The 25,161-nt window shown below is 62.4% G+C and carries 28 protein-coding genes and 1 tRNA gene; 14 read left to right on the top strand and 15 right to left on the bottom strand.

The features are described from left to right. Window positions 1-36: 36 nt before the first annotated feature. From metH to MRBLSP13_RS21695, 4 genes are all read right to left on the bottom strand, one after another. On the bottom strand, window positions 37-2,694 hold the full coding sequence (gene metH, locus MRBLSP13_RS21710) for a methionine synthase (protein ID WP_363739030.1): 2,658 nt from the start codon (window positions 2,692-2,694) through the stop codon (window positions 37-39). A 64-nt stretch (window positions 2,695-2,758) separates the two neighbouring features. Beyond that, window positions 2,759-3,805, bottom strand: coding sequence for a homocysteine S-methyltransferase family protein (locus tag MRBLSP13_RS21705; RefSeq protein ID WP_363756583.1), 1,047 nt, complete (start codon window positions 3,803-3,805; stop codon window positions 2,759-2,761). After that, a complete protein-coding gene (metF, locus tag MRBLSP13_RS21700; RefSeq protein ID WP_363739027.1) occupies window positions 3,802-4,737 on the bottom strand; it encodes a methylenetetrahydrofolate reductase in 936 nt (311 codons plus the stop codon). Before metF ends, MRBLSP13_RS21705 begins: the two co-directional genes overlap by 4 nt. Then, the gene (locus MRBLSP13_RS21695; protein WP_363756581.1) at window positions 4,734-5,705 is read right to left on the bottom strand and encodes an ArsR/SmtB family transcription factor; all 972 of its coding nucleotides are present in this window, start codon (window positions 5,703-5,705) and stop codon (window positions 4,734-4,736) included. The genes metF and MRBLSP13_RS21695 overlap by 4 nt, the downstream gene beginning before the upstream one ends. A gap of 214 nt (window positions 5,706-5,919) precedes the next feature. Here MRBLSP13_RS21695 and MRBLSP13_RS21690 point away from each other — a divergent pair, with 214 nt between their 5' ends. Next, complete coding sequence (locus MRBLSP13_RS21690) at window positions 5,920-6,147, top strand: circumsporozoite protein (RefSeq protein WP_133653604.1); 228 nt, start codon at window positions 5,920-5,922, stop codon at window positions 6,145-6,147. 134 nt (window positions 6,148-6,281) lie between these two features. Here MRBLSP13_RS21690 and MRBLSP13_RS21685 read toward each other — a convergent pair whose 3' ends face one another. After that, a complete protein-coding gene (locus tag MRBLSP13_RS21685; protein ID WP_133653603.1) occupies window positions 6,282-6,695 on the bottom strand; it encodes a glycine zipper 2TM domain-containing protein in 414 nt (137 codons plus the stop codon). A 229-nt stretch (window positions 6,696-6,924) separates the two neighbouring features. On the opposite strand from MRBLSP13_RS21685, the gene MRBLSP13_RS21680 reads away from it, so the two are divergent. Further along, window positions 6,925-7,917, top strand: coding sequence for an esterase-like activity of phytase family protein (locus MRBLSP13_RS21680; protein ID WP_363756579.1), 993 nt, complete (start codon window positions 6,925-6,927; stop codon window positions 7,915-7,917). A gap of 94 nt (window positions 7,918-8,011) precedes the next feature. On the opposite strand, the gene rpmB is transcribed toward MRBLSP13_RS21680, so the two are convergent. Next, window positions 8,012-8,305 (bottom strand): 50S ribosomal protein L28, encoded by a 294-nt coding sequence (gene rpmB, locus MRBLSP13_RS21675; protein ID WP_133653601.1) that lies wholly within the window; start codon window positions 8,303-8,305, stop codon window positions 8,012-8,014. A 148-nt stretch (window positions 8,306-8,453) separates the two neighbouring features. On the opposite strand from rpmB, the gene MRBLSP13_RS21670 reads away from it, so the two are divergent. Beyond that, a complete protein-coding gene (locus MRBLSP13_RS21670; RefSeq protein ID WP_363739021.1) occupies window positions 8,454-8,675 on the top strand; it encodes a hypothetical protein in 222 nt (73 codons plus the stop codon). A 90-nt stretch (window positions 8,676-8,765) separates the two neighbouring features. After that, a complete protein-coding gene (locus MRBLSP13_RS21665) occupies window positions 8,766-9,224 on the top strand; it encodes a nucleoside deaminase (protein WP_363756577.1) in 459 nt (152 codons plus the stop codon). Here the strand turns inward: MRBLSP13_RS21665 and MRBLSP13_RS21660 are convergent. After that, on the bottom strand, window positions 9,186-11,087 hold the full coding sequence (locus tag MRBLSP13_RS21660) for a hypothetical protein (RefSeq protein ID WP_363756575.1): 1,902 nt from the start codon (window positions 11,085-11,087) through the stop codon (window positions 9,186-9,188). The genes MRBLSP13_RS21665 and MRBLSP13_RS21660 overlap by 39 nt on opposite strands. 142 nt (window positions 11,088-11,229) lie before the next feature. Between MRBLSP13_RS21660 and MRBLSP13_RS21655 the strand changes: the two genes are divergently transcribed. After that, window positions 11,230-11,646: a GtrA family protein gene (locus MRBLSP13_RS21655; protein WP_363756691.1), complete on the top strand. Its 417-nt coding sequence runs from the start codon at window positions 11,230-11,232 to the stop codon at window positions 11,644-11,646. A 30-nt stretch (window positions 11,647-11,676) separates the two neighbouring features. Here MRBLSP13_RS21655 and MRBLSP13_RS21650 read toward each other — a convergent pair whose 3' ends face one another. From MRBLSP13_RS21650 to MRBLSP13_RS21640, 3 genes are all read right to left on the bottom strand, one after another. Further along, on the bottom strand, window positions 11,677-12,477 hold the full coding sequence (locus tag MRBLSP13_RS21650; RefSeq protein ID WP_363739013.1) for a LytR/AlgR family response regulator transcription factor: 801 nt from the start codon (window positions 12,475-12,477) through the stop codon (window positions 11,677-11,679). Continuing rightward, window positions 12,474-13,580, bottom strand: coding sequence for a sensor histidine kinase (locus tag MRBLSP13_RS21645; RefSeq protein WP_007687467.1), 1,107 nt, complete (start codon window positions 13,578-13,580; stop codon window positions 12,474-12,476). The genes MRBLSP13_RS21650 and MRBLSP13_RS21645 overlap by 4 nt, the downstream gene beginning before the upstream one ends. An 87-nt stretch (window positions 13,581-13,667) precedes the next feature. Then, on the bottom strand, window positions 13,668-14,159 hold the full coding sequence (locus tag MRBLSP13_RS21640; protein ID WP_133653763.1) for a winged helix-turn-helix transcriptional regulator: 492 nt from the start codon (window positions 14,157-14,159) through the stop codon (window positions 13,668-13,670). A 112-nt stretch (window positions 14,160-14,271) separates the two neighbouring features. Between MRBLSP13_RS21640 and MRBLSP13_RS21635 the strand changes: the two genes are divergently transcribed. Then, the gene (locus MRBLSP13_RS21635; protein ID WP_133653595.1) at window positions 14,272-16,377 is read left to right on the top strand and encodes a RelA/SpoT family protein; all 2,106 of its coding nucleotides are present in this window, start codon (window positions 14,272-14,274) and stop codon (window positions 16,375-16,377) included. Between the two features lie 92 nt (window positions 16,378-16,469). Here MRBLSP13_RS21635 and MRBLSP13_RS21630 read toward each other — a convergent pair whose 3' ends face one another. Beyond that, window positions 16,470-17,048, bottom strand: coding sequence for a response regulator transcription factor (locus tag MRBLSP13_RS21630; protein WP_363739011.1), 579 nt, complete (start codon window positions 17,046-17,048; stop codon window positions 16,470-16,472). Window positions 17,049-17,151: 103 nt separating this feature from the next. Then, complete coding sequence (locus MRBLSP13_RS21625; protein ID WP_363756573.1) at window positions 17,152-17,721, bottom strand: PilZ domain-containing protein; 570 nt, start codon at window positions 17,719-17,721, stop codon at window positions 17,152-17,154. A 242-nt stretch (window positions 17,722-17,963) separates the two neighbouring features. Here MRBLSP13_RS21625 and MRBLSP13_RS21620 point away from each other — a divergent pair, with 242 nt between their 5' ends. Beyond that, window positions 17,964-18,380: a BLUF domain-containing protein gene (locus MRBLSP13_RS21620; protein ID WP_363756571.1), complete on the top strand. Its 417-nt coding sequence runs from the start codon at window positions 17,964-17,966 to the stop codon at window positions 18,378-18,380. Window positions 18,381-18,471: 91 nt separating this feature from the next. On the opposite strand, the gene MRBLSP13_RS21615 is transcribed toward MRBLSP13_RS21620, so the two are convergent. Continuing rightward, window positions 18,472-18,843, bottom strand: a complete 372-nt coding sequence (locus MRBLSP13_RS21615) for a hypothetical protein (protein WP_363739005.1) — start codon at window positions 18,841-18,843, stop codon at window positions 18,472-18,474. 602 nt (window positions 18,844-19,445) lie between these two features. Between MRBLSP13_RS21615 and rplJ the strand changes: the two genes are divergently transcribed. Then, window positions 19,446-19,961, top strand: coding sequence for a 50S ribosomal protein L10 (rplJ, locus tag MRBLSP13_RS21610; protein ID WP_363739003.1), 516 nt, complete (start codon window positions 19,446-19,448; stop codon window positions 19,959-19,961). 78 nt (window positions 19,962-20,039) lie between these two features. Next, window positions 20,040-20,417, top strand: coding sequence for a 50S ribosomal protein L7/L12 (rplL, locus tag MRBLSP13_RS21605; protein ID WP_176591836.1), 378 nt, complete (start codon window positions 20,040-20,042; stop codon window positions 20,415-20,417). Between the two features lie 117 nt (window positions 20,418-20,534). Here rplL and MRBLSP13_RS21600 read toward each other — a convergent pair whose 3' ends face one another. Next, window positions 20,535-21,428, bottom strand: a complete 894-nt coding sequence (locus MRBLSP13_RS21600; RefSeq protein WP_363756689.1) for an N-formylglutamate amidohydrolase — start codon at window positions 21,426-21,428, stop codon at window positions 20,535-20,537. Window positions 21,429-21,576: 148 nt separating this feature from the next. Between MRBLSP13_RS21600 and cpdR the strand changes: the two genes are divergently transcribed. Further along, window positions 21,577-21,954, top strand: coding sequence for a cell cycle two-component system response regulator CpdR (gene cpdR, locus MRBLSP13_RS21595; protein ID WP_133653587.1), 378 nt, complete (start codon window positions 21,577-21,579; stop codon window positions 21,952-21,954). 68 nt (window positions 21,955-22,022) lie between these two features. Here cpdR and MRBLSP13_RS21590 read toward each other — a convergent pair whose 3' ends face one another. Beyond that, window positions 22,023-23,357 (bottom strand): dicarboxylate/amino acid:cation symporter, encoded by a 1,335-nt coding sequence (locus MRBLSP13_RS21590; RefSeq protein ID WP_363738999.1) that lies wholly within the window; start codon window positions 23,355-23,357, stop codon window positions 22,023-22,025. A gap of 128 nt (window positions 23,358-23,485) precedes the next feature. Between MRBLSP13_RS21590 and MRBLSP13_RS21585 the strand changes: the two genes are divergently transcribed. The 4 genes from MRBLSP13_RS21585 (at window position 23,486) to MRBLSP13_RS21570 (ending at window position 24,711) form a co-directional block, all read left to right on the top strand. After that, window positions 23,486-23,560 (top strand) — tRNA-Val (locus MRBLSP13_RS21585). Window positions 23,561-23,669: 109 nt separating this feature from the next. Continuing rightward, window positions 23,670-23,852, top strand: coding sequence for a hypothetical protein (locus tag MRBLSP13_RS21580; RefSeq protein WP_363738997.1), 183 nt, complete (start codon window positions 23,670-23,672; stop codon window positions 23,850-23,852). Window positions 23,853-23,860: 8 nt separating this feature from the next. Then, entirely contained in the window at window positions 23,861-24,289 is a 429-nt protein-coding gene (locus MRBLSP13_RS21575) for a hypothetical protein (protein ID WP_363738995.1), read from the top strand. A 62-nt stretch (window positions 24,290-24,351) separates the two neighbouring features. Continuing rightward, a complete protein-coding gene (locus MRBLSP13_RS21570; RefSeq protein WP_363738993.1) occupies window positions 24,352-24,711 on the top strand; it encodes a hypothetical protein in 360 nt (119 codons plus the stop codon). Window positions 24,712-25,161 lie beyond the last annotated feature (450 nt).

The raw sequence follows: 25,161 nt of genomic DNA, 5'->3' as shown, positions 1-25,161 counted from the left end.
GCGCGGGCAGGAGCAGGTTGTTCATAAGGTCAGGCGTCAATCCAGATTCGGCCGCAGCCAGCGCTCCGCCGTTTCCAGATCCACGCCGCGCCGCTGGGCATAATCCTCCAGCTGGTCCCGCCCGACCCGCGCCACGCCGAAATATTCGGCCTGCGGATGCCCGAAATAGAAGCCGCTGACCGCCGCCGTCGGCAACATCGCGAAGCTCTCCGTCAGCGAAATCCCGGTCGCATGATGCGCGTCCAGCATGTCGAACAGCAGCGGCTTCAGGCTATGCTCCGGGCAGGCCGGATAGCCCGGCGCCGGTCGGATGCCGCGATAATGCTCCTTGATGAGCGCTTCGTTGGTCAGCTGCTCGCCCTCGGCATAGCCCCAGAGCGCGGTGCGCACATAATGGTGCAGCCGCTCGGCAAAGGCTTCGGCCAGACGATCCGCCAGCGCCTTGAGCAATATGTCCGAATAATCGTCGATGGCGTTCTTGAACCGCGCCAGATGCGGTTCGATGCCGTGGATCGACACGGCGAAACCGCCCATCCAGTCACCGTCATGGCTGATGAAGTCGGCCAGGCACATATTGGCGCGGCCTTCCCGCTTGGCAATCTGCTGGCGCAGCATCGGTAGGGTCACATGCTTTTCATCCTCGACATGGACAATGATGTCATCGCCCTCGCGACGGCAGGGCCATAGCCCCGCGACGCCCCGCGCGGTCAGCCATTTTTCGTCGATGATGCGGTCCAGCATCGCCTGCGCGTCCTTGAACAGGCTGGTCGCGCTTTCGCCGACGACCTCATCCTCCAGGATCGCCGGATAATTGCCCGCCAGTTCCCAGGCGCGGAAGAAGGGCGTCCAGTCGATATAGTTGCGCAGGTCCTTCAGGTCCCAGTCCGGGAAGCGATGGACGCCGGGCAGGCGCGGCTTGCCGGGCTTCAGGCTCTCGTCGATCTCGAAGCCGTTGGCGCGGGCATCCTCGATGCTGACCAGCGCGCTCTGCCCCTTGTTGGCGCGGGCGACGCGGACATGCTCATAATCATCCTTGGTCTTCTGGACGAAGTCGTTCTTCTGCGTCTCCGAAACCAGAGCGGTCGCCACGCCCACGGCGCGGCTCGCGTCCAGCACATGCACGACCGGCCCCTCAAAGGCCGGATCGATGCGCAGCGCGGTATGCACCTTCGACGTGGTCGCGCCGCCGATCAGCAGCGGCATCGTCATCTGCGCGCGCTGCATCTCCGCCGCCACCGTCACCATCTCGTCCAGCGAAGGGGTGATGAGGCCCGAAAGTCCGATCATGTCGGCATCATGATCGTTGGCCGCCTTGATGATGTCCTGCCAGGGCACCATCACGCCCATGTCGACCACCTCGAATCCGTTACACTGGAGCACGACGCCGACGATGTTCTTGCCGATATCATGGACGTCGCCCTTGACCGTCGCCATGATGATCTTGCCCTTGCCCTTGGCGCCGGGTTCCTTCGCCGCCTCGATGAAGGGCAACAGGTGCGCCACCGCCTTCTTCATGACGCGGGCGGACTTCACCACCTGCGGCAGGAACATCTTGCCCGCGCCGAACAGGTCGCCCACGACATTCATGCCGTCCATCAACGGGCCTTCGATGACCTGAATGGGCTTTTCGGCGGCGAGGCGGGCTTCCTCCGTATCCTCGACCACATACATGTCGATGCCCTTGACCAGCGCATGTTCCAGCCGCTTGGCGACCGGCCAGCCGCGCCATTCCTGCGCGGCCTTTTCGGACGCCGCATCCTTGCCCTTGAAGCTCTCGGCCAAGGCGACGAGGCGATCGCCCGCCTCCGGATCGCTGTTCAGCAGCACATCCTCGCACGCCTTGCGCAGCGCCGGGTCGATGGCGTCATAGACGTCCAACTGCCCCGCATTGACGATCGCCATGTCGAGGCCAGCCGGAATGGCGTGATAGAGGAAGACCGAGTGCATCGCCCGCCGCACCGGCTCATTGCCGCGGAAGGAGAAGGAGAAGTTCGACAACCCGCCCGAAATATGGACATGCGGGCAGCGCTTCTTGATCTCCCGGCACGCCTCGATAAAATCGACGCCGTAATTATTATGTTCCTCGATCCCCGTCGCCACCGCGAAGATATTGGGATCGAAGATGATGTCCTCCGGCGGGAAGCCGATGGTCATCAGCAGCTTGTAGGCGCGCTCGCAAATCTCGACCTTGCGGGCCTGCGTGTCGGCCTGCCCCGTCTCGTCGAAGGCCATGACGACCACCGCCGCGCCATAGGCCATGCACAGCCGCGCATGATGCAGGAAGGCCTCCTCGCCCTCCTTCATGCTGATCGAGTTCACGACCGGCTTGCCCGAAACGCATTTCAGGCCCGCCTCGATCACCTCCCATTTGGAGCTGTCGATCATCACCGGCACGCGGCTGATGTCCGGCTCCGACGTCATGAGCTTGAGGAAGGTCGTCATCGCCTCCACGGCGTCGAGCAGGCCCTCGTCCATGTTGACGTCGACGATCTGCGCGCCGTTCTCCACCTGCTCGCGGGCGATGTCGATGGCTGCGGCATAGTCGCCCGCCATGATCAGCTTCTTGAACTTGGCGGAGCCCGTGACGTTGGTGCGCTCACCGATATTGACGAAAGTGGCGGTCGATTGCTGGGTCATTTTTACATTCGTTACCCCGGCAAAGGCTGGGGTCTCCCAATCTAGAGCGCGCCCCAAGAGGCACGAGATCCCAGCGTTGACCTTCGGTCGCCCTTCGGGTCGCTGGGATGACGGTTATATCTTACGCCGCGATATGCATGGGCTCCAGCCCGGCCAAGCGCGTCACCACCGGCAGTTCCGGCACTTGCCGAGGCTTGTGCCCCGCCAGCGCCTTCGCCACCGCACCGATATGCGCGGGCGTGGTGCCGCAGCAGCCGCCGACCATATTGACCAGCCCCTCATCCACCCACTGGCGGATCAGGCTCGCGGTGGTTTCCGGCAACTCATCATATTGCCCCAGCTCATTGGGCAATCCCGCATTGGGATAGGCCAGGATCAGCGTATCCGCATTCTTCGCCAGTTCGGAAAGATAGGGCCGCAGCAAGTCCGCCCCAAAGGCGCAGTTCACCCCGATGGTCAGCGGCTTCAGATGCCGCAGCGAATACCAGAAGGCATTGATCGTATGCCCCGACAGGTTGCGCCCCGACATGTCGGTGATGGTGAAGCTCAGCATCAGCGGCACGGGCCGCCCCGCCGCCGCCTCGGCCTCCCGCGCCGCCATGCCCGCCGCCTTGGCGTTCAGCGTGTCGAAACAGGTCTCGACCAGCAGGAAGTCCACCCCGCCCTCGATCAGCGCGTCGCACTGCTCGCGATAATCGGCCTTCAGCGTGTCATAATCGACCTCGCGATAGGCCGGATCATTGACGTCCGGCGATATCGACAGCGTTTTGTTCGTCGGCCCGATCGACCCCGCGACAAAGCGCGGCCGCCCATCCTTCGCCGTCGCCGCCTCGCACGCCTTGCGGGCAATCCGGGCGGCGGCGATGTTGATCTCCCGCACCAGATGCTCGCATCCATAGTCGGCCATGGCGATCTTGGTGGAACTGAACGTGTTCGTCTCGATCATGTCCGCCCCGGCATCGAGATAGGCGGTGTGAATGCCCTCCACGATGTCCGGCCGCGTCAGGCACAGAAGGTCGTTATTGCCCTTCTGGTCCTTCGCGAGGTCCAGCGACCCGCGATAATCCGCCTCGGTCAGCCCATGCTTCTGGATCGACGTGCCATAGCCGCCGTCGAAAATCATAATCTTCTCCGCCGCAACGGCGCGGAAGCGTTCCTCGGCGGTCATGCCGTCTTCTCCAATGCAGCCGGCCGAAGCCCGAGCAGATGACAGATCGCATAGCTCAGTTCCGCCCGGTTGAGCGTATAGAAATGAAAGTCGCGCACCCCGCCGGCATAGAGCTTGCGGCACAATTCCGCCGCCAGCGTCGCGGAAACCAGTTGGCGCGCGGCAGGCAGGTCGTCCAGCCCCTCGAACAGCTTGCCCATCCAGCCCGGCACATCGGTGTTGCACATGGCGGACATGCGCTGGACCGCCGCAAAATTGCTGACCGGCATGATGCCGGGGATGATCTCCGCATCAATCCCCGCCGCCGCCACCGTGTCGCGGAAGCGGAAGAAGGTGTCAGGCTCGAAGAAGAATTGCGTGATCGCCCGCGTCGCGCCGGCGTCCAGCTTGCGCTTGAGGTTGTCGATGTCGCCCTGCGCCGACAGCGCGTCAGGATGGGTTTCGGGATAGGCCGCCACCGAAATCTCGAACGGGTGGCGCTTCACCAGACCCTCGACCAGTTCGGCCGCGCCGCTATAACCCTCGGCATGGGGCTGAAACTTCGCTCCTGCTTCGGGCGGATCGCCGCGCAGCGCGACGATATGCCGCACGCCCGCCTCCCAATAGGCGTCCGCCACCTCATCGATCTCGGCCCGGCTCGCCGCCACGCAGGTCAGGTGCGCCGCCGCCGACAAGGGCGTCTCCTTCGCGATCCGCGCCACCGTGCTGTGCGTGCGTTCCCGCGTCGATCCGCCCGCGCCATAGGTCACCGACACGAATTTGGGCGCCAGCGGCGTCAGCGTCTGGATCGCAGACCATAGCTGCTCCTCCATCTTCTCCGTCTTGGGCGGGAAGAATTCGAAGCTCACATTGATGTCGCCCGCCAGATCGGCATAAAGCGGCGCCTGCCAGGATTGCCGGGCCTCGTCGACGGAAGATAAGCTCAAGGTCATGCGGAAAATCGTCCTTCGATAGGCAGGATGCGCGCGCCACGGCGGCGGCCCAGCCATAATTGCACCGTCAACTCCTGGCCGGGCAGCACCTCCGCCCGCTCCAGATCCAGTCCCGCTTGCCCGAACCAGCTTTCGATCTGCTCGTCGGAAAAGCCCAGCCGCGCATGCTGGTCGCGCAGCCTGAGTTCTTCCCGTTCATGCGCCGCGAAGTCGGCTATCAGGACGCGGCCACCTGCCGCCGTCACCCGCGCCGCCTCCTCGATCACCGCCTCGGGCGCCTGCGCATAGTGCAGCACCTGGTGCAGGACCACCGTATCGGCGCTGCCCGGTTCCAGCGGCAGGGCGCCGAAATCGCCCAGCACCAGCGCATATTTGTCGCCCGCATCCTCGGGCAGCTTGGCCCGCGCCAGCCGCAGCATGTCCGGGCTGCGGTCCAGCGCCGTGACCTGCTCGGCCAAGGGACCGAATAATTCGATCATCCGCCCCGTCCCCGTGCCGATGTCGAGCAGATGACCGATCGGTTCCGCCCCCAGCAGCGCGGTCATCGCCGCCTCCACGTCGCCCTCCGGCACATGCAGGGAACGGATCGCATCCCATTCCTCGGCATGTTCGGCAAAATAGCTTTCCGCCGCGCGGGCGCGATCCGCCCGCACCGCCGCCAGCCGGGCCAAGTCGGCCTTCTGCCACAAATCCTCGCGCTCGGAAGGGGCAAGCTGATCGAAAAGCGTCAGGAACGGCCCGATCTCGTCGCCCTTGCCCAGACGCAGAAAAACCCAGTTGCCTTCCTTGCGCCGCTCCACCAGACCGGCTTCGGCCAATATGCGGACATGGCGGGACACGCGGGGCTGGCTTTGCCCCACGACCTGCGCAATTTCGCCCACCGCCAGTTCCATGGCGCGCAACAGATAGATGATGCGCAGCCGCGTCGGGTCGCCCAAGGCCCGGAAAATGTCGAGTGCTGCGCTCATGAACGGATCATATAAAGAAATCTTTATATGCGTCAATGGCCGTTCGAAACTGCGCCATTCATCGCCCCGCACCCCCCAATCACGGGCTTAACGCACGATTGGGATTGCCATGAGTCACGGGATTCATTACGAATCGCGGCGCAGACGCAATGGGGGGTGAACTTTTCTCCGAGAGTGGTCTGCACCGTTTTTATTCTCAGAGAGGGGTTAACCCATGACCAAGTCGATTGCTCTTTCGCTCGTTCTCGCCGCGTCGCTCGGCCTGGCTGCCTGCTCGGGCGGTGCGGAAAATGCCGCCAACGCCTCGGCCAATGCCGCGGAGAACGCTTCGAACGCTGCCGACAACGCCATGAATGCCGCGATGAACGCTGCCGACAACGCTTCGAACGCCGCTTCGAACGCTGCCAACACCGCCAGCAACGCCGCCGGCAACGCGATGTAATTCCCGTCAGGGAATCGTCTGGAATGGGCCGCGCCGGCAACGGTGCGGCCTTTTTCTTTGCCGGAACGAGTGACCGCCAAGAAAAAGGGCCGCCCCAATGGAGCAGCCCTCGTCCTTTTCCGTCTATCGGCGGATCAGCAATCCCGGTCGATCGCCCGACCGGCCAGCGCACCTACGCCCGCGCCGATGATGGCGCCCGTGGTGCCGTCGCCGCGACGGCCATAGCGGCCGCTGCCCTTGCCGACTTCATTGCCCAGCAGGCCACCGGCGATCGCGCCGATGATGGTGCCGCCCGTGCCATTGTCCCTGCAGCGATAACCGCCGCGATAACCCCGATAGCCGCGATAATAGCCATCGCGATAATATCCGCCGCCACGATAATAGCCGTCGCGATAGCCCCGATAACCCCGGTCGCCGCGATAATAGTCGCCGCGCTCATAATGACGCCCCCAACCGTCGCGGGCCATGGCCGGCGTCGCGGTGGCGGCGAGCGAGGCAACGCCCATCGCCAGCGCCGCCCCCATGTTGATCAGAAACTTCGTCTTCATGGCGTTGCTCCTCATTAGCCATAAATCCCGGCAGGCCCTTCCCACGGAGGACTCGCCAATGATTGCAGCCCTTTTGCCCGATTCGCATTGAGCCAAGCCTGAATGGCGATGTCAGCCACCGTTCAGTATTGGAGCGACCGCAACAGGCCTTATCGCGCTTTTCAGGGGTCGACGCCAGCGCCGCGAAAAACCCTGCACGACTGCCGATTATCCCCTATGGCAGGGGGCGATGCGCCGAATCCTGATCGTCCTGCTGCTCGCGATCCTGCTGCTGCCCGCGCCGCACAAGAACAAGCCTGAACCTTTCAGCCCCGGCCCGCTGATGGTAAGCGCCCGCGCCCTGCCCCTGAATGCGGCCGATCCTGCCCAGCGCACCCTGGGACCGCTGCACTATCTGGAAGGATGGCAACTCAGCAGCGCCCATCACGGCTTTGGGGGCATCTCCTCCCTGCTGGCCGAATCCGATGGCCAGATCCTGGCGCTTAGCGATTCCGGCACGCTGATGGGCTTTCATGTCGGCCCCGGCAAGGCGCAACGGCATCCCTTCATCGCCCCTCTTCCCATCCGGCCGCAGGACCGGGATCGCCCCTGGTGGGCATGGGATTCGGAGGCGATGGCCCTCGACCCGACGACCCAGCGCTACTGGGTGGGTTTCGAGCTGCAACAGATGATCTGCCGCTACTCCCCCGGCTTTGCCCGGGTCGAGGCTTGCCGCACCTGGCCGGACATAGAGGCCTGGCCGGAAACGGGGTCGATCGAATCGCTGGCGCGCCTGCCCGACGGGCGCTTCCTCGTCCTCGCGGAAATGGGGATGACCCCCGATGGCAGCCATGACACGCTGCTGTTCGCGGGCGACCCCGCCGAAGCCTCGACGGCCGCCCCCATGCACCTGCGCTATGTGCCGCCGCGCGGTTATCGCCCGACAGATGCCGTCGCGCTGGACGACCGACATGTGCTGGTCCTCAACCGGCGACTGACCCTGCAGGAATTGTTCACGGCAACCCTGGCCGTCATCGAACTGCCGGCAAAGCCGCGTCCCGGCGACCGCCTGAAGGCGCGCGAACTCGCCCGGCTCGCGCCGCCCCTGCTGGCCGACAATTTCGAGGGACTGGCGATAACGCGGCAGGATGGCCGCAGGGTCGTCTGGATCGCATCCGACGACAATCACGAATTCTTCCAGCGCACCCTGCTGCTGAAATTCGCGCTGGACTGGCCGGAATAGGGAGACCGGCGGCCCTTGAGAAACCCGGCCCCACCCAACGCAAAAAAGCGGCCCGTCGCCGGGCCGCTCTTTCAAGCGAACGAATCGAACCGAATCAGGCGGCGACCGCAGCCTTCTTCTTCACGATGTCGCGCTTCAGGCGGCGCGCCTTCAGCGACAGCTTGTCGTCGCTGGTCTTCAGCAGCCAGTTGTCCAGGCCGCCATTATGCTCGACCGAACGCAGGCCATGGGTCGACACGCGCAGCTTCACGGTCGTTTCCAGCGCTTCGGAGATCAGCGACACGTTCTGCAGGTTGGGCAGGAACACACGCTTGGTCTTGTTATTGGCGTGGGAAACATTGTGACCCACCTGGCGGCCCTTGCCGGTCAGCTCGCAAATGCGCGACATAGTCAATCAACCTTGTAATTCGGGTTCGTTCGGAAAGCGGCGCGGATAACGGGATTCCCGACGCTCGTCAACCCGCCCAGCGCCTTTCCGGGCCGCAACCCTTTCCGACTCATGAGCGTTGATGCGCCATAAGCCAAAGGAGGCGGAAATGCGATTCATTGGTGGCCTGTTGCTGATCGTGCTGCTGGTCCTGGCTGGCGGCATCGCCACCGGCTTCATCGACCTGCAGAAAACGCAGGAGGGGCGCCTGCCGGAAATCGCCGTAAAGGGCGGCTCCCTCCCCAAATATGAGGCCAGCGTGGCCAAGGTGGAGGTCGGCAAGCGCAAGGAGACGGTCGAATTGCCGACCGTGGACGTGCAGAAGCCCTGAGAGCCGTCAGGAAACGGGCGGAAGCGCGCATCTCGGCAGCCGCACGGACCCTCTCCCCCAAAGGCCCTTCATCCTGTAAGGGCGAAGCCCATGTCTTCGCCTTTTCCCCTGCCTGATCCGATGCGGCGCGCTCTCGACCTCGCCCATGCCGCGGCCGAAGCGGGCGAAGTGCCCATCGGCGCGGTCGTCACCCTCGACGGCCGCATCATTGCCGAGGGGGAAAATCGCAACCGGCGCGACAATGATCCCACCGCCCATGCCGAAATGGTGGCGATCCGCGCGGCGGCGGCCCATCTGGGCGATTTCCGCCTTACCGGCTGCGACCTCTGGGTGACGCTGGAACCCTGTCCGATGTGCGCCGGTGCGATATCCCACGCCCGCATCGCCCGCCTCTATTATGCCGTGGCGGACCCGAAGGGCGGCGCGATCGAACAGGGGCCGCGCCTCTTTGCCCAGCCGCAATGCCTCCACCGGCCGGAAGTCTATGGCGACCTTGCCACGGCAGAGGCATCAACGCTGCTCAGGGATTTTTTTCTCGCCCGGCGCTGAATAATCGATGCGATAGAGCGTGTAGGGCAGCGTCATCCCCGTCTTCAACGGCACCGGCTTCAGCCAGCCCGGCACCTCGCCCCGCATCAGCCCCGCATAAAAGCCCTGTGGGCTGCGCGCCTGATAGATGGTGCCTTCGGGAAAGCCGGGGCAGACCAGCAGATAGGTGGCATGGTGCTTCGCCGCGATCGGCCGGAACGCGTCGGCGGGGCCGTCATAGGCATGGTGCATGTCCAGGATCGTCGCGCCGTTGCGATGATAGGGGCCCGCCACGGCGCTGTGGTGCGTGGCGACGATCAGGCGCGGCCCCAGGTCGACCATGGTGAAGATGGTGGCGGGCGGCAACTGGTCGAGCACCTGCAGCGCCGGCAGGGTGCGGCACCGGCCATTGGCCTTGTCGATGGCTTTGCGGCGCTGCTGGGCCGTCGGCTTCTGCGGCTTGGGCTGTTCGCCCGTGGCCCTGACCCAAAGCTGGTTCATCTGCGGATAAAGCGGCGTTGCAAAGGCTGCCCCGGCCAGCACGGCCACCCCCAGCGCCGCCGCCAGACGCGCGGCGGGCCTCCCCGTCGCGATCAGGCACAGCAGCCGATAGGCGGCCCAGGCGGCGGGGGGTATGGCCAGCAATTGCGCCGCCGGTCCGGCGCGAAGCTGCCAGAAGAGCAGCGCGGTGGAAAAGAGCATCATCAGCCCCACCGTCGCCCAGGCCCAGAGCCGGTCCGCGTCCCTGCGCGCATCCCACAATGCCCAGAACAGGCCGATCAGGCCAGCCGCCGGAATGGCCATCAACGGCACGACCAGACTGCGAGCCTGCACCGTGATCGGCTTGGCCTCGCGGATATTGGCCAGCCACAGCCTCTCCAGTTCAGGGGAGATCTGATAGGCGCCCGACAGGCATTGCGGCCAGTTGATCCAGGCGAAGGCCGCCACCGCCGCACCCACCAGCACACCCGCGCCCAGCCGCGCGGGCCAGCTTTTGAGCGGAAGCAGCGCCAGCAGCACCATCCCGGCCGACGCCATCGCGAAGATCGCCACCCAGATGGGCGAGATCGCGTCGCACACCATTTCCCGGTTGGCATAGCTCGCGAACAGCACGAACAGCACCGATGTCGCTCCGCCCAGGCTGATGGCATAGGGCAGCATCCGCCGCGCCGCGCCATCCTTGAATACCCAGCGCAGCGCGATCAGCGCGCCCCCTGCCGCCAGATAGACGATCATCTCCATGCCGATGGTGATGGAAAGCGCGCTGCTCACGCCCGCGACAATGCCGCCGCGCAGCCAGTTGCGGTCGACGACGCCCGCCAGCATCAGCACCGTGAACGCCAGTTGCCAGCCATGATGGTCGATCCGCATCGGCAGGAACATGCTGATGCCCATCTGCGCGGCGAAGGGCGCCAGCGCCGCGAGGAACCAGCTGTTTCCGCCCGCCAGCCGCCGCGCGATGAAGCCAAGGCCCAGCATCAGGGGCAGGAGCGGCAGCATCGGCGCGATGCCGCAGGCCAGCCGGTCGGCCAGCCCCTGGTCCAGGAAGGCGCGGAAGAACAGCATCAACCCCGCAAGCGGCAGGTCCACCAGCCGCGACCAGTGGATGTTGAACCCGGCGGGCGGATCGAGCCGATATTGCCGCAGATCGTACCACGCCTGCCCGGCCAGCCAGTCCTTCACCTGCAGATAGCGGATATTGTCGTCCGTATCGCTGAGCGTCAGCCAGTGGATCTGCGGCCAGCGAGTGGCGATCATATAGGCCATGGCGCCGATCCACAGCAGCACGGTCAACCATTTCCAGTTGCGTTCCGCATAATCGGAAAATTTCGCCGCGAGGGAGGCGACATGAGCGCGCAGGACAGGCCAGCTTTGCAGTTTCATGGTGGCTCGCTTAGAGGGATTGCGAGCCAGATGGAACATCTGGCGGCTCGGAAATCCCGGAAAACAAAGATGCTAATGGCTTTCAGGTTCAATCCGAACCGGAAAGCCATTAGAGGCTTCGCATCAAAGCGCAACGGGGCACATAAAAATCCTCCCAATCTTCACTCCGCAAAAGCAGGCCTTGTTCTGGCAGGTCGTCCGTTACGGCATAACCGGCCTGTTCGTCACCGCCTGCCAGGCCGCGATCTACTGGACCCTGGCCGCGCCCGTCGGCCTGCATCCCCAGATCGCGAACGGCGTCGGCTATATGGCGGCGGTGGCGATCGGCTATGTCACGCACAGCAGCTTCACCTTTCGCGGCCATGGCAACCGCGACAACCAGGCAGCCCGCGGCATCCGCTTCTTCGCGGTCTCGCTGGTCAGCTACGCCCTCAACGCATTGTGGGTATGGGCCTGCGTCACCCATATGCACTGGCCGGAATGGTCACCCATCCCGGCCATGCTGTTCATCACCCCCGCCGTGATGTTCGGATTGAACAGGCAGTGGGTGTTTCGGTGATGAAGCCCCGTCCGACTGCGAGACATCTGATCAATGCACGAACCGCGCCACCACGTCGCGATAGGACCGGCTGACCTTCACCTGAGCGCCTGATTCCAGCACCAGGAAGCATTCGCCGTTGGTATGCGGCTTCACCTGGCGGACCTGGCTCAGATTGACGATGGTCGAGCGATGCACGCGCTGGAAATTGCGCGGGTCGAGCCGCTTTTCCAGATCCTTCATCGTCTCGCGCAGGATCAGCGAATTGTCGGCGGTATAGATGCACATATAATCGCCCGCCGCGTCGATCCGCTCGATGGAATCGACATCCACGCGGAAAATCTGCCCGCGATCCTTGATGTTGATCAGCTTCTCGAAGCGATTGGCGGCCGGCGCATCGCCATCGCCGGAAAAATCGTTCATCGCCTCCGGCGCGACCTCGGCCAGCACTTCGCGCAGCTTTTCCACTTCCTGCACCTGGCGCTTTTCCGAAAGCCGCTGCCGCACCCGATCGAGCGCATCGGCCAGCCGTCCTTCCTCGACCGGCTTCATCAGATAGTCGACCGCCTGCGCCTCAAAGGCGCGGATAGCGTGATCGCTATAGGCGGTGCAGAAGATGAAAAGCGGCGGCTCCACCTCCATCAGCCCCTGCACGACGGAAAATCCGTCGAAACCGGGCATCTGGATATCGAGGAACACAAGGTCGGGTTTATGCGTCTTTATGGCGCGGATCGCTTCCCGGCCGTTGGAACAGGTTTCTACGATTTCGACATCCTCATGCGCTTCCAGACGCAGCTTGAGGCCTTGTATAGCCAGGCTTTCGTCGTCGACGAGGATTGTTCTGATGGTCATGCGGCCACTCTCGATGGTTCATCCAGGTTAAGCGGCATTTCGATCAGGACCGAAAAGCCGCCAGGCGTGGAACGCGTTTCGAAGCTCTGTCGTTCCCCGAAGGCCTGAATCAGCCTGTCGCGGATGTTCGCCAGTCCGACGCCCGTTCCTTCGCTGACCGGATTGTTCGGGCGGGTGAACCCCTCATTCAATCCCGGACCCGTATCGGATACGATGATCCGGACGTTTTCACCGGCAGGCTGCGCCGTGACGGAAATCTCCGCCCCTTCTTCCTTGGGCGTCACGGCATATTTGATGGCATTTTCGACCAGCGGCTGGAGCAGGAGCGAGGGCAGGCGCGACTGCGCCACCGCCGGATCGATGTTGAACACCGGCCGTAAGCGGTCCTCGAACCGCATCTTCTCGATCTCGAGGTACAGCTTCAGCGTCTCGATCTCCTGCTCGATCGTCACCTGCGCGGTCGGCTCGTTGATCAGAGTATAGCGCAAAAAGGAGGACAGGCGCGACAGCATGGCATTGGCCCGGTCGGTCTGCTTCAGCAGCACCAGCGTCGAGATGCTGTTGAGCGTGTTGAACAGGAAATGCGGATTGAGCTGATAGCGCAGCATGGCGAGCTGCGCGCTCGACGCCTGATTCTCCAGGCGCAGCAACTGGTCCGCCTGCTCCTCCACCGTCAGGTAGAAGTTGATCGCATAATACAGCGCCGACCACGCCCCCAGCAATGTCATGCTGAGGTAGAAGGCGCCCAGGAACAATTGCAGCCCCGCCGTATCGCTGCCCCGGTTCTGGGTGGAGAACACCCAGGCGTCGATGAACGCGACCAGCCCCGCCGCGACCACCACCGTGACGATCGAAGCGCCCCAGGTGACGATCGGCCGTTGCCGCTGGAGAAAGCGGAATACCACCGCGATCAGCAGCGTCACCGAATAGCCCGACACGGTCGAGATCATCACCGGGATCAGGCTGGAGAGCGGCTGCCCATTGGCGATGGTGGAGGAACCGCGCAGCAGGAAGGCGCCCGCCCATCCCACGGACTGGAGGTTCCAGAAGGCGCGGTTCTTGTCCGCGAAGAAGGGCTGGGGCTGGAAACGATGCACGGACATTATCGCCAGCCTAAAGCATCAGGGGCCATCAGAACAACCGGCATGCTGAAGGGATTTCGCGCGAATCGCGCGCGAAAGCGGCAGCGATCAAGCCGCCGCCGTTTCCTGGACCATGTCCCGCACCAACGGCTTCACCTCGTCCGGGTTCAGCCATATCAGGTCCGCCAGTTCCAGCGCCCGGCCGTCATGCGCCTGGATGGCGATGCGCCGGATCGGCTGCCCGTCGCGACGGTCGGCCAGCACCTGGCAGGAGGACGGCGCGCAGCCCCATCTCTCGCCCCATTGACGCAGCGCCACCATGACAGGCGCCAGTTCCTCGCCCTTTTCGGTCAGGCGATATTCCACCTTGCGCCGGTCGCACTGCATGGGCTGGCGCACCAATATGCCGTTTTCCACCAGCCGCGTGAGCCGATTCGCCAGGATGTTGCGAGCGATGCCGAGGGTCGACTGAAACTCCTCGAAATGCCGGATTCCCGACAGAGCACCCCGCAAGATGAGGAACGACCAGCGTTCTCCCATCGCCTCCAACGCGCTGGGCAGCGCGCATTGCTCCAGATCCTGCGCAAGATTATGTGTCATCGTCTTCATTTGATAGCTCAAAGCCACCCGCGTTGCAAAAGCGCATCGCTATTCGACCAAAATGGGATTTTTTTGTTGCACAGCAAGGGGCATCGCGGACAATCGCAACAGGATGCTACGCCAGTACGAACTTGTTGAACGGGTAAAACGCTACGATCCGGATGCGGACGAAGCGATGATCAACCGCGCCTATGTGTTTTCGGTCCAGAAACATGGCAGCCAGAAGCGCGCCAGCGGCGACCCCTATTTCAGCCATCCCATTGAGGTCGCGGGCATTTTGACCGACTTCAACCTGGACGACCAGACCATCGTGACGGCGCTGCTGCACGATACGATAGAGGATACGCTCGTCACCTATGAGGAGATAGAGCAGGCCTTCGGCAAGGACGTCGCCAAAATGGTCGACGGCGTCACCAAGCTCAGCAAGATCGAGGCCATGTCCGAAAATGAACGGGCGGCGGAGAATCTGCGCAAATTCCTGCTGGCCATGTCGGACGACATCCGCGTCCTGCTGGTGAAGCTGGCCGACCGGCTGCACAACATGCGCACGCTGCACTTCATCAAGAACGAGCAGAAGCGCCGCCGCATCGCGCGCGAGACGATGGATATCTACGCCCCGCTCGCGGAGCGGATCGGCATGTACGACTTCATGCGGGAAATGCAGCTCCTTGCGTTCCGGGAACTGGAACCGGAAGCCTATGACAGCATCACCAAGCGGCTGGAGCAGCTCAAGGAAGGCGGCCATGACAAGGTCGACCGGATCGGCGCGGAGCTGCAACTGCTGCTGGGCGGCAAGGGGCTGCCGGTCACTGTCTCGGGCCGCGAAAAGCACCCCTATTCCATCTGGAAGAAGATGCAGGAACGCCACATCAGCTTTGAACAGCTGACCGACGTCATGGCCTTCCGCGTCATCACGGAAACGACGGAGGATTGCTACCGCGCGCTCGGCGTCATCCACCAGACCTACAAGATGGTGCCGGGCCGCTTCAAGGATTACATCTCCACGCCCAAGCGCAACGGCTACCGTTCGCTGCACACCACCGTCATCCATCAGGAAAATGCCCGGATCGAGGTGCAGATCCGCAGCCGCGACATGCACAATGACGCCGAACTCGGCCTCGCCGCGCACTGGGCCTACAAGCAGAAGGGCGACGCGACCGACCATCATGCCGCCTGGCTGCGCGACCTGGTCGAAATCCTGGAACAGAGCCAGGATGCGGACGAGCTGCTCGAACATACCCGCATGGCGATGTATCAGGACCGCATCTTCGCCTTCTCCCCCAAGGGCGAACTGCACCAGTTGCCCAAGGGGTCGACGCCGGTCGATTTCGCCTATGCGGTGCACACCTCGCTCGGCAACCAGACCGTCGGCGCGAAGGTCAACGGTCGGGTGGTGCCGCTGCGCACCACGCTGGAAAATGGCGATCAGGTCGAAATCCTGAAGTCCGAGGGGCAGGAGCCGCAGCCCGGCTGGCTGACCTTCGCCATCACCGGCAAGGCCCGCGCCGCCATCCGCCGCTATATCCGGCAGAAGCAGCGCGGCGAGGAAGTGGCGCTGGGCGAGAAGCTGTATGAGGAGATCATCGGCCGCTTCTCCCCCGAACTGGCGAGCGAACTGGGGGACAAGGCGCTGAAGGCCGCCTTGAAGCGACTGAAGCTGGACGACCGCGCCTCGCTGATGGTCGCCATCGCCACCCACCGCCTGCTCGATTCGGAGGTGATGGAGGCGCTGATCCCCGGCTCCACCAGCGCCGAAGGCGTGGAGGAAGCCCATCCGCGCCAGCACGCCCCCGTCTCGATCCGCGGCCTGACGCCGGGCATCGCCTATAATCTGGGCGATTGCTGCCACCCCGTCCCCGGCGACCGCATCGTCGGCGTCCGCCGCACCGGCGAACCGATCGAGGTGCACACCATCGACTGCCGCTCGCTCGAGGCCGGACAGGATGACGACTGGGTGGACCTGAGCTGGGACAGCAAGTCCAAGGGCGGCACGGCCCGGCTCCAGGTGATCGTGAAGAACCAGCCGGGCGCGCTGGCCGCCGTCACCAACGTCTTCGGCGCGACCAAGGCGAACATCCTCAACCTGCAACTGGTGAACCGCGAAGGGCCCTTCCACACCGATATCATCGATCTGGAAGTGGCCGACGCGCAACATCTCAACCGCATCCTGTCGGCGCTTCGAGGGCTGGACACGGTGGTGCAGGCGGATCGGGTGTAAGGACAGAGAGGAGCGGGTTTTAAACTACCGGCTTGTGCCGCCCGATAGGGGCTGCGGAGGATCTATTGCCATTCTCGCAGGGCGCAGATCATTCACGCAAAAACTCTCTGGTACATTGTCACCACATCAAAAAATTTGGCAGCGCCGCATTTCCGCATGATACGACACCGATAAGTTTCCACCGATCTGACCGATAAATTCAAATTGGATGCGGCGCGAGAGTTGTCGCCATATAATGCCAGTTCTTTAAGGACATCCATTTCGCGAGAACTTAATTTTCCCAATATGGATTCTGACTCCATTTTTTCTTTTTGAACAATGATTCTATTTTTCAGCAATGACTGGCTGTTTTCGATTGTCGCCAACAGATCCGCTTCGTTGACGGGTTGTTCCAGAAAATCGTCCGCCCCTCTCTTGATCGTTTGCACGGCCGCGCGAATGTCGGCCCTGGCGGATGTCATGACGACAGGGATGTCCCGTCGCTTGAAGAGCAATTCCTGCAGGACCGTCAGACCCGTCATGTCGGGCAGATCCATATCCAGAACCGCAGTGCCCGGGCTGATGAAGCGGGCGGCGTCAAGAAAGTCGGATCCGCTGGCGAAAGGAGTCGGAGCGTAACGATGCGCGCGCAAAACAGCCACCAGATCGCGACGGATCAGTGCCTCCCGCATTACCACGTAGATGGGACCTTTTGTCCTCATTGCGACCTACATGAAATTCCCCGGCGACGAAACGCGCCGTCCCCCGATCGGTTCCACATATGGTTAAAATTTTTTAAACACCCTGTTCAAAGAAAACGCCGGCCATTCCACCGCTTATCCACTGCACCCGCCCCATCCGCGTGCCGTTTCCCCGGCTTTTTATGAGCAGCCTCGTTCCTTCCCTGACATTGCCCACTTCAATCAGCATGCCTTCCACCGAAATATTCCTGATCGTCCCGACCATCACAGGTGCCGATGTGACCAGCGTCGCGGCGATATTTACAGGAACGCGGCCCTCTCGGGGGCGATGGCTGTCAGCCAGGTGCTCGAGCAGGACGTCATTGCCGGTGGTCCAAAGAAGAGGGTCCTCCGCCAGCAGGCCCACCCTGAAGCCATTTGTCCAGCGAACCTCGGCGGTGATGAAGTCCCTGTCATTAAAGCCGACATGCACCTGTTCACGCAGGCTCAGGGTAAGGGCGGTCTCCCCACTCAAACCATGAGCCGAAACGTTGGTCACGGTCAGGCCCGCGTGCTGTAGCACGGGATAGATAAACGCGGACTTGAAAACGGTTTTGCGCGGATGCCGACGTTTTTCGATGATGGATCCGTCGGACTTTATTTCAGATTTGTTCTGTAAAAACATAATCTTGCTCCGTGAATGCGAAGCGGATACTATCCCGTCATAAATAAGGATCCATATGTGGACGGTGTCGTATTTTTACGACGCGGGCGTAGGTCGATCATTCACTTCTCTTTGATAAAAGGGCGTTCTTCGATGGCCCTGCCTTCCCCCGAAGGAAGGGCAAAGGGAAAGGCGAAGCGCACTGATCAGTCCCATCGTGCGTTTCGCCTTTACTCCAATTTTACAGTCGTCATAATGTCGAAATGTTCGACCGATGGCTCTATGTCAGTACCTGTCAGTTGGCTGCGGGCAGGCTTGAAGATGGCGTGCGCGACATCGTTGAGGTTTCAGTGCTGCGCAACCGGACCCTCGACGTAACCGGCGCGCTCCTTTTTACCGGCCAGAAATTCACGCAATATATCGAAGGGCCTCCGGCATCCATCGCCGCCCTGAAGCAAAGCATATGCCAGGACAGCCGGCACAGCAGCATTACGACGCTGACATATGGGCCATTTGATCACCGGCGGTTTCTGGGTTGGTCGCTGGCCTATGCCGGGCCGTCGCGTTTCGTCGCGGCCAAGGTGGAAGATGCGCTGAATGGCGCAATCAGCGGGAGTGAAGACAAGACTGAATCGCTTGCCGAGTTACTGGCGGGGTTTGTGATCGATGGGCATTCCTGATCCAGGCGATGTCAAACCGGGCGAAAACGGAAGAAAAGGGCCGGTTTCGCCCTGGCGGCTTTTTCATCCCGCCCCGCGACTGTGCCATTCCTCATGAATCCAGCCATGTCAGCGCTTCCCGTTCCTCCTCGAAAAACCGGGTCGATACCGGCGTCAGCCTTTTCATCTGGATCCTCAGCAAGGCGGATTCGGGCAGAAGCACGCCATATTCCCTTATCTGGCCCGCATAATTCCCGATGATGCGCGCAAAACCGTCAATGACCCGCTGGGACTGGACAGTGCATGCCTTAATATCCAGCAAGACCCTGTCGATCCGCGGGGCGCCCGCTGACGCCGCAGCAGCACGTTGCTGCAGGGCGGCAAGATAGCCTTGCAGGGCCGCCTCATCCCAGAAGCCTCGAAAGATGATGCGGACCGACCGGGGCGATTGCCCCGCTACAAACTCGAATAGCCCATCTGTCATGCGCCCCCCTTTTCCCACCTCGTCAACTTATCATTTTGGAGGAAGGAGATTAGCCTTTTTTGTTCCGCCAGCTATTCCACGATGCCCATTGTGATCCCCATGCCACGGCGCGCGAAAAAATATCCTATCACCGGCCCGTCCCCCCTTTATCCTGTCCTACATCCCTCGACCCCGGCTATCGCCGCCCCGTCTTTGAACAGTCGATCCGCTTCCCGACACGCCTACGCGCGCCCGCACACGCGCGCGCATATGGTGTGAACTTCGATGCCAGAACGACGCTTTTCCGCCACTTTGCACGGCCAGCGCCAGATTTTGCGTGACAGGACACCTCCTATTCTGTAGGGGCGCGCCCAGCAGACTCCCTGCAGCAATGCCGGGGGTCTTCCGTCCGAGACAGTTGGTGAAGGGAATCTGCCCTTCTTAATTTCCAGCCTAGACGGGGAAAAGTTCTTTACCGGCCGGGCTTTGCCCTGTCCGGGTCTGCCTGTTTCCTTGAGGGATACGGGCCAGTCGATCTCTCCCCTTCGGACCAATGCCCCGCGATTCGTCGCGGGTTTTGCCGTTCATCGGGTCGTCCGATGGACATGAAGTGGAGTAATGGCATGGATCGTAATCAGAAAGCTGAGGTCGTTTCCGCGCTGAACGCACATCTGGCAGAGGTCGGCGTGGTCGTCGTGACCCGCAACCTCGGCATGACGGTCGCCCAGTCGACCCAATTGCGCCAGAAGATGCGCGAAGCCGGTGGCACCTACAAGGTTACGAAGAACCGCCTCGCCAAGATCGCCCTTGAAGGCACCGACTATACCGGCATCAGCGACCTGCTGACCGGCCCGGTCGGCCTCGCCTCCTCGGCCGATCCGGTCGCAGCCGCCAAGGTTGCGGTCGAATTCGCCAAGACCAACGACAAGCTTGAGATCGTTGGCGGCGCGATGGGCGATGTGATGCTGAACGCGGAGGGCGTCAAGGCGCTCGCCTCGATGCCGTCGCTGGATGAACTGCGTGCGAAGATCGTCGGGTTGCTCGTTGCACCCGCGACCAAGCTCGCAACCGTCACCCAGGCACCGGCAGCCCAGCTCGCACGGGTCTTCAACGCCTATGCGGAAAAGAACGCGGCCTAAGGGGCGCGCCTTTCCGAACGGAACGTTTTCAACTCAATTTAAGGGGCATATGCCCCGCCCAGAAGGGAATATAGTAACATGGCAGACATCAACGCACTGGTCGACCAGCTCTCGGCCCTGACCGTCCTCGAAGCCGCTGAACTCTCGAAGGCCCTGGAAGAAAAGTGGGGCGTTTCGGCCGCCGCTGCCGTCGCCGTCGCTGGCCCCGCCGCTGGCGCCCCGGCTGCTGCCGCTGCTGAAGAGCAGACCGAGTTCGACGTGATCCTCACCGGCGACGGTGGCAAGAAGATCAACGTCATCAAGGAAGTCCGCGCCATCACCGGCCTGGGCCTCACCGAAGCCAAGGCGCTCGTCGAAGGCGCGCCGAAGGCCGTCAAGGAAGGCGCCAGCAAGGACGAAGCCGAGAAGATCAAGAAGCAGCTGGAAGAAGCCGGCGCGACCGTCGAACTCAAGTAAGTTCGGTCGAGCCCCGCGCAAGCGGGGCTGCTGTCCGGTCTCGACCGGAGGAATTTGGGGCGGCGCCTTTGGCGCTGCCCTTTTTCTTCGGTGTTGCCCGGCTGGATTCCCGCCGATTCACTCCGCCGCCATGGCGTAGTCCGAACGCGGCAGCTCATGCGCCAATGCGTTCGCAATGGCCGCCACCACCTGCTGCAGGCGGGCAAGGCCCGGCCCCGGCTGATCCAGGGCGGCATCCAGATAAAGGCTGCGGTCGCATTCCAGCTGGATCGCATAAAGCCCGTGCATCGGCCTGCCATGACGCTCCAGCATGTGGTCACCGGCATAAGGATGATTTTGCGCGACGGCGATGCCATGCGCGGCCGCCACATCCGCCGCCAGCGTCATCAACCGGGCCGAAGCGCTGCGGCCGAATCGATCGCCGAGCACCAGCCTGGGGGCAGCCTGGCCCGCGGTCGGCGGGGGAAGCGGCGGCATCGAATGCAGGTCAATCAGGATCGCATGACCATAGGCATCGCGCGCCGCCCGCATCAGCCGCGCAAGGGTCGCATGATAGGGCCGGTGGAACAGTTCGATCCGGCGCACGACCTCCCCCCAGCCCAGCGAGCGGTGCCAGAGTTCATGCGCACCCGGCAGGCGACGCGGGATCAGGCCCAGCCCACCGCGCAGCTTGGCGCTGCTCTGCAAGGGGACATCGCGCGGGATGCCGCTGACCATGCCGGCGTCAATCTCCCGCTCATGCCGGTTGAGATCGATCATCGCGCGCGGCACCTGCGCCACCAGCACCGGAACGCCCCGCTCCACCAGCGGATAGGCAAGCCTGTCGACCCAGCGATCCTCCAGCCTTTGCAGGACATCGCGCCGCACCCGCGCTTGCGCCAGCAGCGCCTCGTCATAGTCCCGGCCCGCATGCGGCACGGAAACCACCACCGGCCCGGCGGGAACGTCGGGTTCGTAGAGATGATAGGCGGGCGTGGTTTCGGTCGGAACCGGCGGCGCGCTATGTCCCAAGCAAGGTCCTTTCACGGGCGGCCGCCCAAAAATGGTTACTCGGCTGGATAATATTTACTCCTTGTCGCATATATAGTCGCTTCACGCCATCCGCGAAGGGGGCGATCAGGGGCGGCCTTCACAGGCCTGGGACGAGACGTACGGGGCAATGATTCGAATTCTGCTGGCGGAAGATGATGACAGCATGCGCGCCTATCTGGCCCGCGCTCTGGAGCGCTCCGGCTATGAAGTCGTTGCAGTCGCTACCGGTGCGCAGGCGGTGCCGCACATCGACAGCGACCGGTTCGACCTGTTGCTGACGGACATCGTCATGCCGGAAATGGACGGGATCGAACTCGCGCAACATGCAGCCGCCATCGCGCCCGAGATGCGAATCATGTTCATCACGGGCTTTGCCGCCGTTACATTGAAAGCGGGCAAGGCCGTGCCGCAGGCGAAGGTCCTGTCCAAGCCCTTCCACCTGCGCGAACTGGTGTTGGAGGTCGAGCGCATGTTCGGCACGGAAAGCCTGACCGGGTTAAGCTGAGGCTTTCAATTTCCGGTCGCTGGCCTTGAACAGTCAAAAACAGTCAAACCTGAAAATGCCCTGGGGCATCAGCCGGAGATGACTTCTTCCATATCGGACGTAAGCGGCAGGGGCTGCCCCGCCATGGCTGCGGCAAACCGCTCCCGGTCCAGCCCCTTTTCCCATGCCGACACGACGACGGTGGCGACCGCGTTGCCGATGAAGTTGGTAAGGCTGCGGCACTCGCTCATGAAACGATCGACGCCCAGAATCAGCGTCATGCCCGCGACCGGTACCGACGGCACGATGGAAAGCGTCGCGGCCAGGGTGATGAACCCCGCCCCCGTCACGCCCGCTGCACCCTTGCTGGAGAGCATGGCGACCAGCAACAGCAATATCTGCTCCTCCAGGCTGAGGTGCACATTGGTCGCCTGCGCGATGAACAGCGCCGCCAGCGTCATGTAGATATTGGTGCCGTCGAGATTGAAGCTGTAGCCGGTCGGCACCACCAGTCCGACCACCGATTTGCGGCACCCTGCCCGCTCCATCTTCTCGATCAGGCTGGGCAACGCCGCTTCGGACGAGGAGGTGCCAAGCACCAGCAACAGCTCCGCCCGAAGATAGCGGATCAGATGCAGGATGTTGAATCCCACAAGCCGCGCCACCAGACCCAGGACCACCAGCACGAACAATAGCGAGGTCAGATAGAAGGTCGCCACCAGCCCCGCCAGATTTGCCAGCGCACCGACGCCATATTTGCCGATGGTGAAGGCCATCGCGCCGAAAGCCCCCAGCGGCGCCGCCTTCATCAGGAGAGACACGAGCTTGAAGATCCCGTGGCTGGCCGATTCGAGGACGGTCATCAAAGGATCGGCCTTCTCACCGATCATGGTGAGCGCGATGCCGAACAGGATCGCGACGAACAGTACCTGAAGGATATTGTGCCCATCGGCCACGGCAGAAACCAGCGTACCGGGGATGATATCCATCAGGAAGCCGGTCAGCGTCCGGTCGTGCGCCTGCTGCTGATATTGGACGACCTTCCCGGCGTCCAACGTCGTCGGATCGATATTGAGGCCCGCACCCGGATGCACCACATTGGCGACGATCAGGCCGATGATCAGCGCCAGCGTCGAAAAGGTCAGGAAATAGGCGAAGGCCTTGGCCGCCACCCGGCCGATCGCGCCCAATTCCTTCATCCCCGCCACCCCGGTGACGATGGTGAGGAAGATGACGGGCGCGATGATCATCTTGACCAGCTTGATAAAGGCCTCTCCCAGCGGCTGAAGCGCTACGCCCGTTGCCGGAAAGAAGTGACCAATCCCGACGCCCAGCGCGATGGCGATCAGCACCTGAACGTAAAGCTGGCGATAGAATGGCGGTGGCGCCAAGGGCTGATCAGACGGCGCAGACGATGGCAACATGATGTTTGGCGTCCCCTTTTCGCACCGCAACATATGTCCTGTCTTGCCGCTGTCCAGAAGAATAGCGGAACTGCTCAATTTCCCGCTTGCGCTACCTGCCACCCCCCGCTATTGGCCCACTCCACCGTGGGCGTGTAGCTCAGTGGTAGAGCACTGTGTTGACATCGCAGGGGTCGCAAGTTCAATCCTTGCCACGCCCACCATGATAAGGCCTTGGAAATCTTCGGGTTTCTGAGGCCTTATTTGTTTCTACCCGACCTGACCAACGCCGTTTCGCCGCTCCTGACACAATTTCAACACAGGAGCCGCCACATGGCGACCATTACAAAGCGTAAATCGGGTTGGTCCGTTCAGATTCGCCGCAAGGGTTATCAGCCCGAATACCGCACCCTCCCCACCAAAGCTGCTGCGGAAAAATGGGCAAGAGAGCGCGAATCTGAAATCGATAAGGGGATGCTCCGGTCGATAGGAAAACCCTTCCCTCGATCACCTTAGGCGACCTGATGCGTCGCTATATGGCTGAGATCAGCCCTACCAAGAAAAGCGCCCATAGCGAAGAATTGCGGATGACCAAGATGCTCTCCGCGCCGATGTGCCAGCTACCCCTGTTGGAACTTTCGTCAGCACCGATATCAGCCTATCGGGACCAAAGGTTGCAGAAGGTCAAGCCTGCTACCGTCGCCCGCGAATTGTCACTCATTCATAACGTCATCGACGTAGCGCGGCGGGATTGGGGATATCAGCTTCCAACCAATCCTATTGCCTTGGTCCGCAAGCCTCGCATTCAAAATGCCCGCGACAGACGCCTGCGTCCGGGCGAACTTCAACGCTTAGGGGCGGCGCTGGCAGAGACCCGCAATCCGCTCGTCCGCCCGCTGGTTCTGCTGGTAGTTGAAACAGCCCGTAGACGTGGTGAGCTACTGAAATTATAGTAGCGGCATATCGACTGCTTTGGCCGAACGGCCCATATCCCCGATACGAAGACCGGTCATGCTTGTGCATCGGTAAGCTCAATGGCCTGATCGGAGACTTCAGCCTGCGCGAGCCCAAGCAGGCCTGGGAGCATTTTCGCCGCGCCTATCTGACCGGCCATGACCCAGCGGGCCAGGATCGCTATCGCGCCGTGTTCCAGGCAGCGATCAACGTGCATCACGAGCTGCACGACCTCTCGCCCCTGCGGATCAAGGCGATCCCCTTCAACAATGAGCGGGTGCACTTCCTCAGCAAGGAAGACCGCGATCGGCTGATCAAGGCCTACTCACCGCATGTGCAGCCGATCATCACCATGCTTGCATTTCACGGCCCTCGCATCCAGACCGCTTTGCAGATGCCGTGGGGCGTTAAATGGCGCTGATATAGTGCGGGAATCAATCCGGCTAAATCATACAAAAATTCGATGATTCGGTCGGTCCCAATGCATCGTCGCCTCACGGGAACACTGTTAGCAATCTGAGCGCGGACGCCCTACTAAAGGCCATGCCTTCCTCAACCGCTTCGGCAAGCCCTATCAGGACACCCGGCTTTCCCTCATTTCTGGGGTAACGCCTTGAAGAACCAGAACAAGACGGCCTGTAGGCGGGCCGGGATCGACGATTTTACCATCCATGACTGGCGCCACCATTGGGCATCGCATTGCGCGATGGCCGGCATCCATCTCATCACAATCATGTACATGGGCTGAGGTGGCCTCGCCTTCTTGGACAGGTTGGCGGCTAAGTTAAGCTCATCGCGGATGTCGTTTTATGCCGCCATTTGGGTGATCAAATCCTGGGGGGCATGCCCCCCAGGATTTGAAGCGCCGATT

It is taken from the genome of Sphingobium sp. LSP13-1-1.1 (genome assembly GCF_040676415.1).
GTDB lineage: Bacteria > Pseudomonadota > Alphaproteobacteria > Sphingomonadales > Sphingomonadaceae > Sphingobium.
This window is presented reverse-complemented; position numbering and strand designations above follow the sequence as displayed.